Source organism: Limnothrix sp. PR1529, assembly GCF_002742025.1.
Lineage (GTDB): Bacteria > Cyanobacteriota > Cyanobacteriia > CACIAM-69d > CACIAM-69d > CACIAM-69d.
This window is the reverse complement of record NZ_LIRO01000062.1, coordinates 26235-39677: the sequence shown is the minus strand read 5'-3', so window position 1 is coordinate 39677 and position 13443 is coordinate 26235. Positions and strand designations below refer to the sequence as shown.

The 13443-nt window shown below is 53.4% G+C and carries 12 protein-coding genes, 1 other RNA gene and 1 pseudogene; 9 read left to right on the top strand and 5 right to left on the bottom strand.

The window, feature by feature from the left end:
• Positions 1-406: 406 nt before the first annotated feature.
• Positions 407-745 carry a 50S ribosomal protein L21 gene (rplU, locus tag AMR42_RS09615; RefSeq protein ID WP_099533282.1) on the top strand — a complete coding sequence of 113 codons (339 nt, stop codon included), beginning with the start codon at positions 407-409 and terminating at the stop codon, positions 743-745.
• Between the two features lie 124 nt (positions 746-869).
• The gene (gene rpmA, locus AMR42_RS09610; protein ID WP_099533229.1) at positions 870-1142 is read left to right on the top strand and encodes a 50S ribosomal protein L27; all 273 of its coding nucleotides are present in this window, start codon (positions 870-872) and stop codon (positions 1140-1142) included.
• A 206-nt stretch (positions 1143-1348) separates the two neighbouring features.
• Here rpmA and AMR42_RS09605 read toward each other — a convergent pair whose 3' ends face one another.
• From AMR42_RS09605 to AMR42_RS09590, 4 genes and pseudogenes are all read right to left on the bottom strand, one after another.
• Entirely contained in the window at positions 1349-2776 is a 1428-nt protein-coding gene (locus AMR42_RS09605; RefSeq protein WP_099533228.1) for a WGR domain-containing protein, read from the bottom strand.
• 170 nt (positions 2777-2946) lie between these two features.
• Positions 2947-3576 (bottom strand): Holliday junction branch migration protein RuvA, encoded by a 630-nt coding sequence (ruvA, locus tag AMR42_RS09600; protein ID WP_099533227.1) that lies wholly within the window; start codon positions 3574-3576, stop codon positions 2947-2949.
• 17 nt (positions 3577-3593) lie between these two features.
• A complete protein-coding gene (locus tag AMR42_RS09595; RefSeq protein WP_143473012.1) occupies positions 3594-3839 on the bottom strand; it encodes a hypothetical protein in 246 nt (81 codons plus the stop codon).
• Between the two features lie 394 nt (positions 3840-4233).
• Positions 4234-5058, bottom strand: a pseudogene (locus AMR42_RS09590) (Npun_R2479 family HD domain-containing metalloprotein); the annotation flags it as partial.
• A gap of 261 nt (positions 5059-5319) precedes the next feature.
• Here AMR42_RS09590 and rnpB point away from each other — a divergent pair.
• Together rnpB and rnc are read left to right on the top strand one after the other, a co-directional pair.
• Positions 5320-5844: RNase P RNA component class A (gene rnpB / locus AMR42_RS09585), an RNA gene on the top strand.
• Positions 5845-5868: 24 nt separating this feature from the next.
• Positions 5869-6717, top strand: a complete 849-nt coding sequence (gene rnc / locus AMR42_RS09580; RefSeq protein ID WP_099533225.1) for a ribonuclease III — start codon at positions 5869-5871, stop codon at positions 6715-6717.
• 9 nt (positions 6718-6726) lie between these two features.
• Here the strand turns inward: rnc and AMR42_RS09575 are convergent, their stop codons facing one another.
• Complete coding sequence (locus AMR42_RS09575) at positions 6727-7761, bottom strand: Npun_R2821/Npun_R2822 family protein (protein ID WP_099533224.1); 1035 nt, start codon at positions 7759-7761, stop codon at positions 6727-6729.
• Between the two features lie 513 nt (positions 7762-8274).
• Between AMR42_RS09575 and AMR42_RS09570 the strand changes: the two genes are divergently transcribed.
• The 5 genes from AMR42_RS09570 to AMR42_RS21395 all read left to right on the top strand — a co-directional run bounded on the left by AMR42_RS09570 (position 8275) and on the right by AMR42_RS21395 (position 13426).
• Positions 8275-9507, top strand: a complete 1233-nt coding sequence (locus AMR42_RS09570) for an NYN domain-containing protein (protein WP_234406926.1) — start codon at positions 8275-8277, stop codon at positions 9505-9507.
• Positions 9508-9730: 223 nt separating this feature from the next.
• The gene (locus AMR42_RS09565) at positions 9731-9982 is read left to right on the top strand and encodes a UPF0175 family protein (RefSeq protein ID WP_099533223.1); all 252 of its coding nucleotides are present in this window, start codon (positions 9731-9733) and stop codon (positions 9980-9982) included.
• A 75-nt stretch (positions 9983-10057) separates the two neighbouring features.
• A complete protein-coding gene (locus AMR42_RS09560; RefSeq protein WP_099533280.1) occupies positions 10058-10558 on the top strand; it encodes a GNAT family N-acetyltransferase in 501 nt (166 codons plus the stop codon).
• 186 nt (positions 10559-10744) lie between these two features.
• Positions 10745-12853, top strand: a complete 2109-nt coding sequence (dnaG, locus tag AMR42_RS09555) for a DNA primase (protein ID WP_234406925.1) — start codon at positions 10745-10747, stop codon at positions 12851-12853.
• A 441-nt stretch (positions 12854-13294) separates the two neighbouring features.
• On the top strand, positions 13295-13426 hold the full coding sequence (locus AMR42_RS21395; protein ID WP_255407541.1) for a hypothetical protein: 132 nt from the start codon (positions 13295-13297) through the stop codon (positions 13424-13426).
• Positions 13427-13443: the final 17 nt, after the last annotated feature.

Below are 13443 nucleotides of genomic sequence, written 5' to 3'. Positions count from 1 at the left end.
TAGTTCATGAGCGGGGCATTTTCAATCATGAATTAGTCAGATCATGAATTAGGTCTCATGAGTTGGGTCACGAGTTGGGTAATTGGATTGGGTAATTGGGTTGGGTAATTGGGTTGGGTAATTGGGTTGGGTAATTGAGATTGGCCGATCGCCCAAAATGGCCATCACCAAACGGCCACAATCAAGATGGCTATCAGATTCAATGGCAGTTGACAGAACACCAAGCCTTGGGGATGATGGTAAGTCGGCGCTTAGTCAGCCAACGACGACCTAGCGACCCCCGATCGCCCCGCTTGTTTGAAACGGCTGCGATCGCGTCGCGTTGCAATCTTGCTCGGATCGGGTCGAGCAAAAGCCAGCCTCCGCGCCAGCTACCCGTACGGCAACCCTCATTTTCGGAACTTCCATGGCCTACGCAATTGTTGAAACCAGCGGCACACAACTTTGTGTCGAACCGGGTCGTTTCTATGACGTGAACCGCGTGTTCGCAGAAGTAGACGAAACCGTTACGCTCGATCGCGTTCTGTTGGTTCGCGACGGCGAAACGATCGACATCGGCGCACCCACCCTCGAAGGGGCCACCGTCACCGCCAAAGTGCTGCGCCACTTCCGCGGCCGGAAGATTATTGTTTATAAGATGCGCCCCAAAAAGAAAACCCGCAAAAAGCAAGGTCATCGCCAAGAATTGACCCGTTTGGTGATTGAGTCGATCACCTACGGTGGCAAGACCGTTGCGGCGGAATAAATCGATCGGGAATTGCTTTGGTTCATCTCCATCAGCCCGCTGGTGGTTGCATGGGCCAAGGCGCGATCGAGTGGCAGCCCCCACAGTAGCGAAATTCAACCGAAGTTTTTAGAGGTAGCTCGTCATGGCTCATAAAAAAGGGACAGGTAGTACTCGTAACGGTCGCGACTCTAATTCCAAGCGCTTGGGTGTGAAGCGCTACGGCGGTCAAATCGTCCGCGCTGGAAACATCCTGGTGCGTCAACGGGGCACTCAGTTCCACCCCGGCAACAATGTGGGTCGCGGCAACGATGACACCCTGTTCGCCTTGGTGGATGGTGTGGTGACCTTCGAGCGTCGCGGCAAGAGCGGCAAAAAGGTCAGCGTTTATCCCGCTGCTGCTGCTGTCGAAGCCTAGGGACTTTCTCCGTCTCTCAGCATTGCTAATTAGATTGACCTTTGAGGGGCGATCGAGCGATCCAAGATCAGAACATGCGGCCATCATTGGGCGAATTTTTTGAACTCTGGATCCAAGGCTCGATCGTCCCTTAAGTTATGGCTGGCTCGATTGCGGCTCCCATTTGCAGCGACAGAGCAGGAACTTGGGGCATGAGGCTACGGATCCTAGTCCACCAGCCGCTTAATTTCCCCGCAAACGCGATAAAACTGTCCCCGGGCCGATTCCCGCAACTCGCTCACCACATACTTAGCGCCCTCTTCGCGCACATTGCGGGGAAACTGCACATTCCAATCGGCATGGTAACCAGGGGACAAAACTCGCACTCGCAACTTGTCCCGATCGCGCACACATTGCACCACGATGCCTTCGCCGGGACTGCTGACCCGTTCCACCACATCCGAAACCGCCGTGCCTTCCCCTTGGGGTGCAAGAATTTCAGCCGGCGCGGGGATTTGCCCCTGCTGGGCCGCCTCGATCGCCTCGGGACTCACATCCAAACAAGCCAAATAGCCATTGGTCGTCACCAAATATAACCGGTGATCGTGCCATTGCATGGACAGGGCCGATCCGCAGCCGCTCGCTAACTTCCAAAGCCGCGTTCCGGTGCGATCGAAACAATAAATTGACGAGCAATTATCCCCCGCAAAAATATATTGCCCCGCCGCATCAGCCGCACAAGAATAAACCGCTGAATCGCACTGGCATTGGGTTAATAATTCGCCCTGCTTGCTGAATTCATAAACCAATTTACTGCTCGTGCCTGCATAAACCGTGGAGCGCCCTTGCCAACCAAATAGCACAGAGCCTTTGGTGGGTTGTTGCCATTGCACGCGCCCTTCCAAAAAGTCATAGCAGGTGATGCCATTGCTGTGGCCGTGGTAGATGCCTTGGTCATCACAACGCACCATCCAACCGGCTTGGCCTGTGGAAAGCCTAGTCCAATTGCGCTCTTCATCTTCCGGGTGAAACAGCGCCACCTGACCATTTTGATCGGAAACGCCTAGCCATCCGTCATAGATATCGAGCCAATAAATGTCGATGTTTTCTTCAATTTCATAGGCCAGTCGTGGCAGTTTTCCCGACAAGTCATAGACATTGCCGTCATCGCAACCGGCATAGAACCATAAATCATCAGCTACCAAACATTTCACGCCGTCGGGTAGCTGAAATTGATTGAGAACTTGGCCTGCCAGGTCAAGGGCAAACACTTGGCCCGATTGATTGCCCACCCAACAGGCGGTGGGGCCGATGAAAATGCCAAAGGCGGCGGCTCCGGAGTTGAATTGCCACAGCACGGGGGCCGATCGGGCGGTGGAACGGCTGCTGGTGACCTGGCGGCGCGTGACGGAACGTTTGGGCCGGCCCCCCTGCACGGCGGGTTCATAGCCCTTGCGCAGTTTTTCTTGAATCTTTTTTTGGGCAGCGGCCTGGGCTTTTTCGGGGGTGGGATAGTCCTGGGTTTGCAGCCGTCCAGAATCCCCGATTCGGCCGTAGCGGATGCTGACGGTGGTGTCTTGCACCGTGACTTCATAGAACTTATGGGATCCGCCGTCGGCTTCTGACAGCTCCAGGTAGGTGACGGAATGGCTCATGGGGGGGCTGAGGGAGAGTGAAAATCTGCCCGATCGGGGAGACTTGCTCCAACCTAGCTTCTGTGGATGGGTTGATCAACTGGTTGCCAATGGGGGGCAATTTGGACGGCAGGATGACTGAATTCCCCGATCGCGCCACCCGATCGCGCTACCCGATCGCCTCAAATACCTCAAAGGGCCGATTGACTCAGCCAGGCGATCGCCTCGCGAATCCACCGCTCTGGATCGCCTTCCTTGCTGAGGGCGGTTTGCTGGCCCACGGCCTCCAGGGCTTGGGTCACTTCCCGATCGCTGTAGCCCAAAGCCAGAAGGGTCATTTCCACATCTTCCCGCACCAGCCCCACCGGCCCGGCCGCGGGCGTGGTGGACAGACCCGACTGATCGCGCCATTCCGCCAACTTGGTCTTTAGTTCTAGGGCGATTCGGCCGGCGGTTTTGGGGCCAATGCCGGGGGTTTTTGCCAGCAGGTTGGCGTTGCCGCTGACAATCGCTTGGATCAGCACCGGTAATTCCAGGCGATCGAGCAGGGCGATCGCCAACTGTGGCCCCACACCATTCACGGCAATCAGTTGACGAAACAAATCCCGCTCCGCCACCGTGGCAAACCCAAACAGCAACCATCGATCGTCTCGCAGTTGCAAATGGGTGAAAACCTGTACCGTTTCGCCAATCATCCATTCCATGGTCGATCGGGGCAACAGTTGCACTTCATAGCCCACCTGAGCCACATCCAACAGCCCGATCGCCCGATTGCCCTGCACCTGAAGGGCTAAAACCTGACCACGCAATGATCCAATCATTCGCGCCTCATTCGCGCCTATTTACCCACCATCACCGGCCGCACCGGTCGGGGCCGCTCCGTCACCGTCGTGGGGCCGCAGCTCCGGTATTCATAGGCATCGCAGGGCGCATAGCAATTGTTGGGCCGCCAGCATTCAGAAGCCCACAGCAACGGCCGCCACAGGCAGGAGCCATCTGGGCATTCCTGCAAAGCCGGTGACAACAACTGCAACACGATTAGATAGGACACCACACCCATGAATATGCGCGTACCGACAAACATTGCAATTCACCTCCTCTGTTAGGGCTATTGCTAGGGCGATCGATTGGGGCCATCCTACTCTAATCGTCCTAGCGGGTTCGAGGGAGTTTCGCCACCCATTGGGGCCAGAACTCCCGGATGGTTTCAGGCTTGAGCTTAGGTAGGCTTAAGCTTAGGTTTGAATCACCGGAATTTTTGCTGCACTATTCAACGCCTCTAGGGCTTCTTCAGTGCGTTCTTCTCGTGTCAGCTCGGTGAGATCGCCATTCAGGGCATGATCTAAATTCTGATTTAAATCATCATTGCGGTCAGGGTTGCAGTCAGAATTGCGGTCAGGGGTTCGATCGCCACTGCGCTGACTGCTTGGATCCTCTTTGCGATCGCCGGCATCGGGCGGAACCACCGAATCTTCCGGTTCATGCTCCACCACAAACACATTGGAATAAAGATTTGCAATCACTTGCTTGCCCTGCTGAGTCAGGCGCAAATATTCCAATGCATCTTTCACATAGGGAAAAACACCATTCCAATAGAATTTGGGATAGTTTTTGCGCAGATCACCCGGGTGGGCATAGCCTAAATATTGATTGGTGCCAGTTTCTTCAAATTCGTAATAAAGTGCGCTGATTTTATTCAAATAGCGCGGATCGGACAATTGACCAATTAAATCTGAAGCCCGCACCATGCCTGGATAGTTCAGGGTGTCTTGGTGATCTTCTTCCTTGGGAACCGGGAAGCGGGTGAGTTCAATGTTGCGCTCGATCGCCTCGGAGTCAATTAATTTGTGACCCCCAAAGCGTTCCTTTATAAACATTTTGGCGCGATCGACATGGTAGGGTGTGAGGCTGGCATCGGAGGCCCCCGGCCGCAGCTTCACCAACTCATCTCCGCGGCCGGTGGCATAGTAGCGGCCATTGTCTAGACGACAAACCCCTTTGACATAGCCAATGTCGTGACAGAGCAGGGAGATGATGAAATGCAGCCAATCTTCTGGCGACACGCCCCCTTCGCGAATATGTTTGCCCCGGATCACTTCCTGGCCCACCAGGGTGACCAGGATGGTGTGTTCCACGTCGTGGTAAAGCGCGTCACTGTTGGCAATATTTTCGAGGGCCATGTTGCCGGCCCAGCCAATGATGTCTTCGTACTCCGGTTTCCAGCCGCCGTAGGTACGCCGATAGCCCTCTTTGAGGCGATCGACAAATGCATCAATCAGAATTTCCGTGGCGTTAAACAACATAGGCGAGGGGGTCGCGGGAGGCGATCGCAGCGCATCCGTTGGAATCCGAGTCGATTGTAACTGAGTCTGAGAGTGGCTTGCCGTTGTTGAGTAACGGTTTGCCCATCAGCGCGGCCCTAGCCTAAGGCTTTGGGAACCGGTTTGGGGGCAACGGCGATCGCCCTGGGGGGTGCGAGATCCATGGGGGACGGGCATTCATCCGGGGCCACGAGTCAGGGTCACGAGTCAGTTTTGCAACCAAGCGATAAACTGGATGGACGGAGAGTGTAGGCGAGGCGGTTGCGGATGATGAGCCTGTGCTTGCTTGGGCTGGCTGTGGCCGGTTCAAGGGGCGATCGGTCGTCATCTGAGGAAAGTCCGGGCTTCCGAAAGACCAGGCTTGCTGGGTAACGCCCAGTGCGAGCGATCGTGAGGATAGTGCCACAGAAAAATACCGCCGAGCCACCGAGCCGCTTAAAAATTCCCCACCCAAACTGTCCCACTTTGCTGCGGCAGAAGATTGTTTTCGGTGACTGAATTGTTAACGGCTCTGGCTCGGTAAGGGTGCAAAGGTGCGGTAAGAGCGCACCAGCAGCATCGAGAGGTGCTGGCTCGGTAAACCCCGGCCGGAAGCAAGGTGAGGGGCAAGGGTTGGTCTTTTTCCTGTCCCGCTTTGAGAACCGCTTGAGGCGATCGGTAACGATCGTCCCAGATAGATAACCGCCCATTGATTGGCCCTTGGCGTGCGGCTTGCTGTGCTCCGAGGCCAATTGAGGACAGAACCCGGCTTACGTCCTGCCTCTCCTTTTAATTTGTTGTCCAGAAGCGTTCATGGGTTCGTTGGCATCAACCGTATTAAGCTATCCCCGCCGACAACGGGATCTCGAAGCCCTGTTATCGCGCATGGGGTTGGATGAGGGGGCAACTGTCGATTGGGTGTTGCTCGATCGGGCCCTGACTCACCCCACGGCGGATTCCCAAACCAACTACGAACAGTTGGAATTCGTGGGGGATGCGATCGTGCGGACGGCGGCGGCCGAATTGCTGTGGGAAACCTATCCCGATTGGCCCGTGGGCGAAATGGCGGCGGCGCGGGCCATTTTGGTGAGCGATCGGATGTTGGCGCGAATTGCCGACACCTATAATCTGGAGCGCTACCTGATCATGGGTGGCAGCGCGGCTCGGGATTTGGAAGGGCGGCAATCGCGCTTGGCCGATGCCCTGGAAGCAACCATCGGAGCCTTATATCTTTCGGTGCGATCGCTGGATTTGGTGCGGCCTTGGCTCGATGACCATTTTCGAGCGATCGCCCACCAGGTGCGCAACGACCCGGCCCGCCAAAACTACAAAGCAGCCCTTCAGGAATGGACCCAAGGGCGCTACAAATCTTTGCCGGAATATCGAGTGCGGGAACTGAGCGCCGTCCATGGGGATGTGCAGCGCTTTGAGGCCCAGGTTTGGTTCCATGGCCGTTGTTTGGGCCAAGGCCGCGGTCGATCGCGCAAGTTGGCGGAACAGGCCGCGGCCCAAGAAGCCTTTTTATGGCTGTGCGATCGGGATGATTTGCCCAATGATTTACCCAGCAATTTGCCCGGTGATTTGCCCAGCAATTTGCCAGGCCCTTTACCGGGCGATCAATCAAGCAATTCACCTGGTGATGCGCCCGGCGATCGCGAATGATCGCGAACATTAGGCTGACTTGCGCATCCATTGTTTAAATTTCTGCTTGAATTTCCGTTGGGCCCGCTCCCATAAACTCGGAGGCGCATTATGGGCCCGGGGGCGACCGACCAAGCGGGGGCGCTGCTGCGGATGCTTGAGGTAGCGGTAGTGCAAGAAGGTGTCGCGATAGGGAAAGGTGATGTTTTCGCCCGCGCAAACCCTGGAAAATAGGGACGACGATAGACCGATGTAGTGCAAATAAAGCAGGGGGCGATCGCGATCGAACACTTGCCCCGATCGCTCCACAAAATGTTTTGAAGTGACGCTATTGCCCGTGACCTGTTCCTTGGGCCAATGATGCGCACAGTTATGAACCTTGAGGTTCGATCGCATCACCAAATAGTTCAACAGTGCCTGATCGGCCGATCGGGGATAGAGCACATCTGACTCGCCGGCCTGAAGCTGTTTCAACAATTCATCGCAGCGATCGAGGGTCAGCACGCCTCGCTTGGTGGCATACAGCCCCGAGCAAAACAGCGATTGCTGCATTTGCTCCGTGGAAAACAGCGATTGCAACAGAGGACTCGCCACCCGATACACATGGGCGGGGTCTTTGTACTGAAAATCGTAGGTGACCCAATCGGCGGTTTCCAAGGCCGCAAACAGGGGCGCGAGGGGCTGGAGCACTAAGGTATCCGCGTCCAGATAAATGAATCGATCGAACGGGCCATCGAAGGCCGCTAACCGCCGTCGCCCGCCCATGGTGCGCCCATAAAGATTCGGTTCTTGCTCATAAAGCTGCAAGGCCAGGGGGGTGGCTTCAATGACGGATTTGGAAAATTGATCCCAGCGGGCAATTAAGTCCCAATCTTCCAAAATTTGCACGTGGGGCCAGTCGGCCAAGACGGTTTTCAGGCGATCGATCCGATGGTCATAGGGACAAACCAGCACCGGATAAGGACTGCCATCGGCCAAGCGGCCGCCGTTGGCTTCAACGCTGTTCAAAAAGGCAATGAGCTGATCCAGAACCACATCGTTGGCTAATGTGTAGAGACCATCCATAAAAATTCCCCCCCCGGGTCTTTGTGAATTTGATCGCGGTTGGGATCGCTACTCTGTGGAAGCCACCCGATCGCGCCTCCTTCAGGTTTAACCGATCGCCCCTGGGATCACCGCGCTGGCCATTCGGGGGGCTGTGGCCCCACAAGGTAATGTGAGGTGATAATTGGTCGATCGACTGAGACCAAGGGCAGCAGCACTCTAGAATTGATTACAATTGATAGAGAGTTGTTGGGAGGGCGCTGATGACGCTACTAGAATTGCAAAATCAGGCGTTACAGTTGCCGATTAGCGATCGCTGGCGCTTAGTCCAGTCCTTGTTGAGTTCCATTCAAATTGATCTTAGATAAGAAGATTTTGTTTAAGGCATGGTTCTATTTCCTTAATCTATCTTTGGAGACGGTGATCAACATCTAGGCTGTAACCAGCGAAAATCTTAGAGAATTCCTGTGAGCACGACTAGTATGTTTGTTGATGTTATGCAATTAGATTACTAGTACTCTGACAGAACAACCAATGACGGATAAAGCAATAGCAGATAAAGTTGCCATTTTCTTGGATGTTGAGAACTTATCAGGCTGGTTGAAAGCAGACGGAGGAGAAACACTTCTGGAGCGCGCCAACGAGTTAGGACGTGTTGTAGTGCGTCGAGCTTACGGAGATTTTAGTATTCAATCAGTCAGTGTACGCCAGCCAGAGCTAAATTTGCTCGGATTTGAATTTGTCCATGTTTATCATCCAGTGAAAGGTAAAAACTCTGCTGACATCCAAATTGTCGTTGATGTCATGGAGTATTTAGCCCGTGTCCCTGATTTAGAGTGGGTTGTTCTTGCTACGGGAGATTCTGATTTTTCACCTCTATTTAGACGCTTAAGAGAATTAGGTAAATCTGTAGTAGGTGTTGGGCCAAGATCGGCTCTCAGTGAAGCTGTCAAAAAGTCTTGTAATCGATTTATTTATATTGATGAAGAATCTACACTCGACAGTTCATCCAATTTCTTAAAAACCACCCAACTACGTGAGGATGCACTAGACTTGCTAGAGCGTGTCCTTGATAAATTTCCAGATGGTGTTAGCCTCTCAGCATTAAAGAATGAAATGCTTGAACTTGATTCAGCATTCGATGAGCAAAATCTAGGATTTTCTGGATTTATGAAATTCCTCCAGAGTACGCCTGAAATAGTTACAGTGTATCAAGATCAAGTCAAACAAGTTTGGTATGCAAAAGCAGTAGAAGCAGGAAAAGAGCAAAGCGAAAACCCATCTGATCATAATAGAAAAGAATCTACTCTAGCAGAGCCTTCAACTGACCTTTATAGACGCTTCCTACGTAAAAGTGGTTGGAGACCGTGTGAGCCATCTTTCTTGTGGAACTCTTTAAATCAGCTAAAAATACGCTTTCCAGATGGTTTTACAAGGAGTGAAGAGTTTGAATATTTAATTGAGTTGTTTGGTCATAATAGGACTCGTGGAGAGTTACGAGCAGTTACCTACATCCTTTATAAGGCGGGTTTTGTGTGCCAGAAACAACTACAGCAACAAGACGATGAGCCTATACTAATTGCTGTTTTACCCGAATCTGAGCAAGTAATGTCAGAGAAGGTAGACGCTGTAATGGTTAATCGCCTCGTTCATGTATGCAAATCCCACAATGTATACTTTGATCCTGATCGTCTAATTCCACTTTTAAGCACCTCATACAGCAAGGAACAACTTAAGACTCTGATTGATAATGCCCAAAGCTATTAAAATACTTTGCAATAAAGCAAGTAAGGTTGGCAATAATTACCACTATCTAGACAAGTAGTATCCATGCTCAAGACAATGATCTCGGCTTGTCACAATGCGATCAAATTGCTTTGGTGATTGACTATTAGGTGTAGGTAAACAATACTTACTCTACAGACTAAAGACGGCTTAGGCTAGCATACAAAAGTAAATCAGATCATAGATGATCCATGAGGAGAATTCGATGCAAATTACCCTGAATCTACCTGATAGCCTTAGTCAGGCAGAAACCTTTAACCAGAGCGACTGGCTTCGAGAAATTGCCATTGCTCTGTTTCAACAAGAGCGCATTTCCCTCGGCCGCGCCAGCAAAATTGCCGGAATAGAAATCATGAGCTTTCAAAAGCTGCTGGCAAATCGCGGCATTTGCGTTCATTACGACGTAGAAGACCTTGAGCAAGATGTTCAGCGCCTGCGCGATCGGGGCTGGTTATGATTATTGTTAGCGATACTTTGACCCTTCCTGTCCAATCTTGCCCTCATCAATGATTTCTGGTTGCTAGAGCGACACATGCATGACTCTCTTTACTTTGAACCATTAGAGTCCAGACACCTCGATGAGCTTGCTAAGGTTTTGCTCCACCCAGCAGTCTACGAACACATTGAAGATTCACTTCCTTCGGTTCAAGACTTCAAGCTTGGTTTGGAGCGGGCGATCGCTGGGTCTGGGGCAACTGATGAGCGTTGGCTGAACTATCTCATTCGCGATTCATCAGGGGCCATGGTTGGAAGGTTGGAGGCAACGATTCATCACGGCTTTGCCGAAGTTGCATTCTTATTGTCCTCGGCTCATTGGGGCCGTGGGTTTGCGACTGCTGGACTTCAATGGCTACATCAAGAGTTGTATCAGTCATACGGGGTCGCAGAATTTTGGGCGACAACCACCGAAGCCAATGTGCGCTCACAAAGACTGCTGCAACGGTGTGGCTATATCCTTGTCGAGCTGCCCAGCAACCCGCTGTATAGCTATGACTTCGGAGACTTAGTGTTTCACAGGGGCTATGCAGCCTAATTCAAACCTTCCCTGACTGCTGTATTGAACCCTTGGCTGATCGCCTCGCAACTACTGGTCGTTAACCTGATCGACTATAGGTGAGATCCACAAAAATTCAGCTTTCGCGATCGCCCTTGGCCATGTCCATCGCCCGATCGGGTCGCGATAATAGGACAATAGCCGTTCGACTTGCCCCGCCCGATCGTGCGTCTTCATCCCGACACCGTAGAAACCGTCAAACAACGAGCCGACATCGTAGATGTGGTCTCGGAACGGGTCGTGCTGAAAAAAAACGGCAAAGACTTCAAAGGCCTCTGTCCCTTCCACGACGACAAATCCCCCAGCTTCACCGTCAGCGCCACCAAAGGGTTCTATTACTGCTTCTCCTGTGGGGCTGGGGGCAACGCCATCAAGTTTTTGATGGAGCTGGACAAGCGATCGTTTGGTGACGTGGTGTTGGATTTGGCGCGGCGCTACCAAGTGCCCGTGCAAACCCTAGAACCGGAACAACGCCAGGAAATTCAGCGGCAAATCACCGAGCGCGAACAGCTCTATGAAGTCCTGGCCGTGGCGGCCGGGTTCTATGCCCATGCCCTGACCCAACCTGTGGGGGCGCGGGCCATGGATTACTTGCTGGAAGAACGGCAACTGCGCCAGGACACGATTCAGGCGTTTAATTTGGGCTATTCGCCGGCCGGCTGGGATGCCCTGTATCGGTACTTGGTGGATCAAAAACGCTATGCCGTTTCGCTGGTGGAAAAGGCGGGGTTGATTGTGCCCCGGAAGGCGGGCGGTGGCTATTACGATCGATTCCGCGATCGGCTGATGGTGCCCATTCGCGATCCCCAGGGCCGGACGATCGGCTTTGGGGGGCGGACGCTGAACGGCGATGAGCCAAAGTATCTGAACTCGCCGGAAACGGAGCTATTTGACAAGGGCAAGACGCTTTTTGGGCTAGACCAGGCCAAAACGACGATCGCCAAAACCGACGCGGCGATCGTCGTGGAAGGCTATTTCGATGTGATTGCGCTCCATGCGGCGGGCATTGAAAACGCTGTGGCAGCTTTGGGCACGGCCCTGAGCTTGGCCCAGGTGAAGCTGCTGACGCGGTTCACGGAATCGAAGCAAATTATCCTGAACTTCGATGCGGACTCGGCGGGCCAAAAGGCCACGGAGCGGGCGATCGGGGAGGTGGAAGGGCTGGCTTACCGGGGCGAAATTCAACTGCGGGTGTTGAATTTGCCGGGGGGCAAGGATGCCGATGAGTTCCTGAAAACCTACAGCCCGGATCATTACCGCACCCTGATCGCCGATGCGCCCCTCTGGCTGGATTGGCAGCTCGATCGGGCGATCGGTTCCCGGGATTTGCGCTTAGCCGACCAATTCCAGGCGGCCGTGGGCGATGCGGTGAAGCTCCTGAGCCAACTGCCCAATCCCGCCACCCGCAGCCACTACATCCGCCGCTGTGCCGACCTGCTGGGCCAAAAGGACAGCTACTTCACGCTGCAATTGGAGCAGGACTTGCGATCGCAGGTGCAGGGCCAGCGCTGGCACGGGCGATCGGCCAAGTGGCAACGATTGGGCGATAGCAGCCTGCGGGAGTCGGCGGAGGGACAACTCTTGCGGATTTATTTGCACCGTCCCGATCGTCGCCAGCAAATCTTGGCCATTTTGGAGGAGCGGGAGTTGGAGTTTGGCCTGTCACACCATCGTTTTTTGTGGCGGCAGATTTTGCAGCTCCAGGATCAATGGGGTCAGGAGGCGACTGAATTGGCGATCGAGTTGCGATCGAATCCAGACCTTTCCCATGAGGATTTGGCCATGGTCGATCGGCTTTTGAGTTTAGATGAACGTACCCTTTTGGATCTCGATCGCCCCGGCCTGACCATCCGCGCCGCGATCGCCACCCTCGAAAGCCTGCAATGTGCCAAGCGTTGCCGCCACTTGCTGGATGCTTGGCTCTCCCATTACCTGCAAGCGGAAGTGGCTGCCGAAGCGTTGCGGCGGGTCTTTGCCGGTGAGCCCCCGATCGGCTCCGGAAACGATAAGGTGATTAGTCTGCGGAGTGGCGGCGGTGGCGGCGGCGGCGGTGGCGTGGCCGGCAATTTGGCCCTGGCTCCCGACCCGATCGACCTGGAACGCCTTGAAGAAAACCTCAATCGCGCCTACGAACAGCAACAAACCTTCCACGATCTTTACTATCAAGAACGCCGCTACTTACAACAATTGCAACAGGAACGATTCACCACCTTTGAAGATTTGGCGCAAAATCCTAGTGATGGGTCAATTTCGCCACTTAATCAATTGTTTTGAGTGGAAATCAAGCAATTTTAGAAAATCCCGAGTGAAAGCTATATCCTAAAAAATGTCTGAATCGCCAAAACCAATGCACGGCTAGCCCAAGCGATCAACAGAGACAAGCGAGTAAAAATAAGGGAATTCAGACCCTTGACCCTATAACAATTGGCGCTTTGGTAATCTTCTCAAGCTGCTGCTTAAAGATCCTGACCGATTGGGTTTCCTGAAACCAGCCCCTCTGGCATGAACATTGATTGAATATTCAATGAATTCAGGAAACATTTCAGGGGGTTAAGTTGTGTTCCTGGCTCTGCTAAATTGTGATGTCAGTACATCATCTCTTCCCGAGTTTTACCATCTTGCGACGTTAGAGTAACCTGGGAAGACACCTCCGCGATCGACAGTCAGTAGGTCAGTGAACCTAGCAGGCCAATCAGCAGGTCAATCAAACGCCCGATGATGCGCATCTTCAAAGCGTGGTTTCAGTGGCTTCAGCGCCGCTTGCTCTTTAAGCGTCAATCGGGCGTGATCGCCCAGGCTAAGGCAGTTTTGGGCTATGATTCAACCTCCATGGCTCCAGAAACCTAGGCCGCGCGATCGACCGC

Coding starts and splice junctions, on each gene's coding strand:
- AMR42_RS09605 (WP_099533228.1), bottom strand. CDS start 2,776: ATGAGCCATTCCGTCACCTACCTGGAGCTGTCAGAAGCCGACGGCGGA.
- rplU (WP_099533282.1), top strand. CDS start 407: ATGGCCTACGCAATTGTTGAAACCAGCGGCACACAACTTTGTGTCGAA.
- AMR42_RS09575 (WP_099533224.1), bottom strand. CDS start 7,761: ATGGATGGTCTCTACACATTAGCCAACGATGTGGTTCTGGATCAGCTC.
- rnc (WP_099533225.1), top strand. CDS start 5,869: ATGGGTTCGTTGGCATCAACCGTATTAAGCTATCCCCGCCGACAACGG.
- AMR42_RS09570 (WP_234406926.1), top strand. CDS start 8,275: ATGACGGATAAAGCAATAGCAGATAAAGTTGCCATTTTCTTGGATGTT.
- ruvA (WP_099533227.1), bottom strand. CDS start 3,576: ATGATTGGATCATTGCGTGGTCAGGTTTTAGCCCTTCAGGTGCAGGGC.
- AMR42_RS09560 (WP_099533280.1), top strand. CDS start 10,058: ATGCATGACTCTCTTTACTTTGAACCATTAGAGTCCAGACACCTCGAT.
- AMR42_RS09595 (WP_143473012.1), bottom strand. CDS start 3,839: ATGTTTGTCGGTACGCGCATATTCATGGGTGTGGTGTCCTATCTAATC.
- rpmA (WP_099533229.1), top strand. CDS start 870: ATGGCTCATAAAAAAGGGACAGGTAGTACTCGTAACGGTCGCGACTCT.
- AMR42_RS09565 (WP_099533223.1), top strand. CDS start 9,731: ATGCAAATTACCCTGAATCTACCTGATAGCCTTAGTCAGGCAGAAACC.
- AMR42_RS21395 (WP_255407541.1), top strand. CDS start 13,295: ATGATGCGCATCTTCAAAGCGTGGTTTCAGTGGCTTCAGCGCCGCTTG.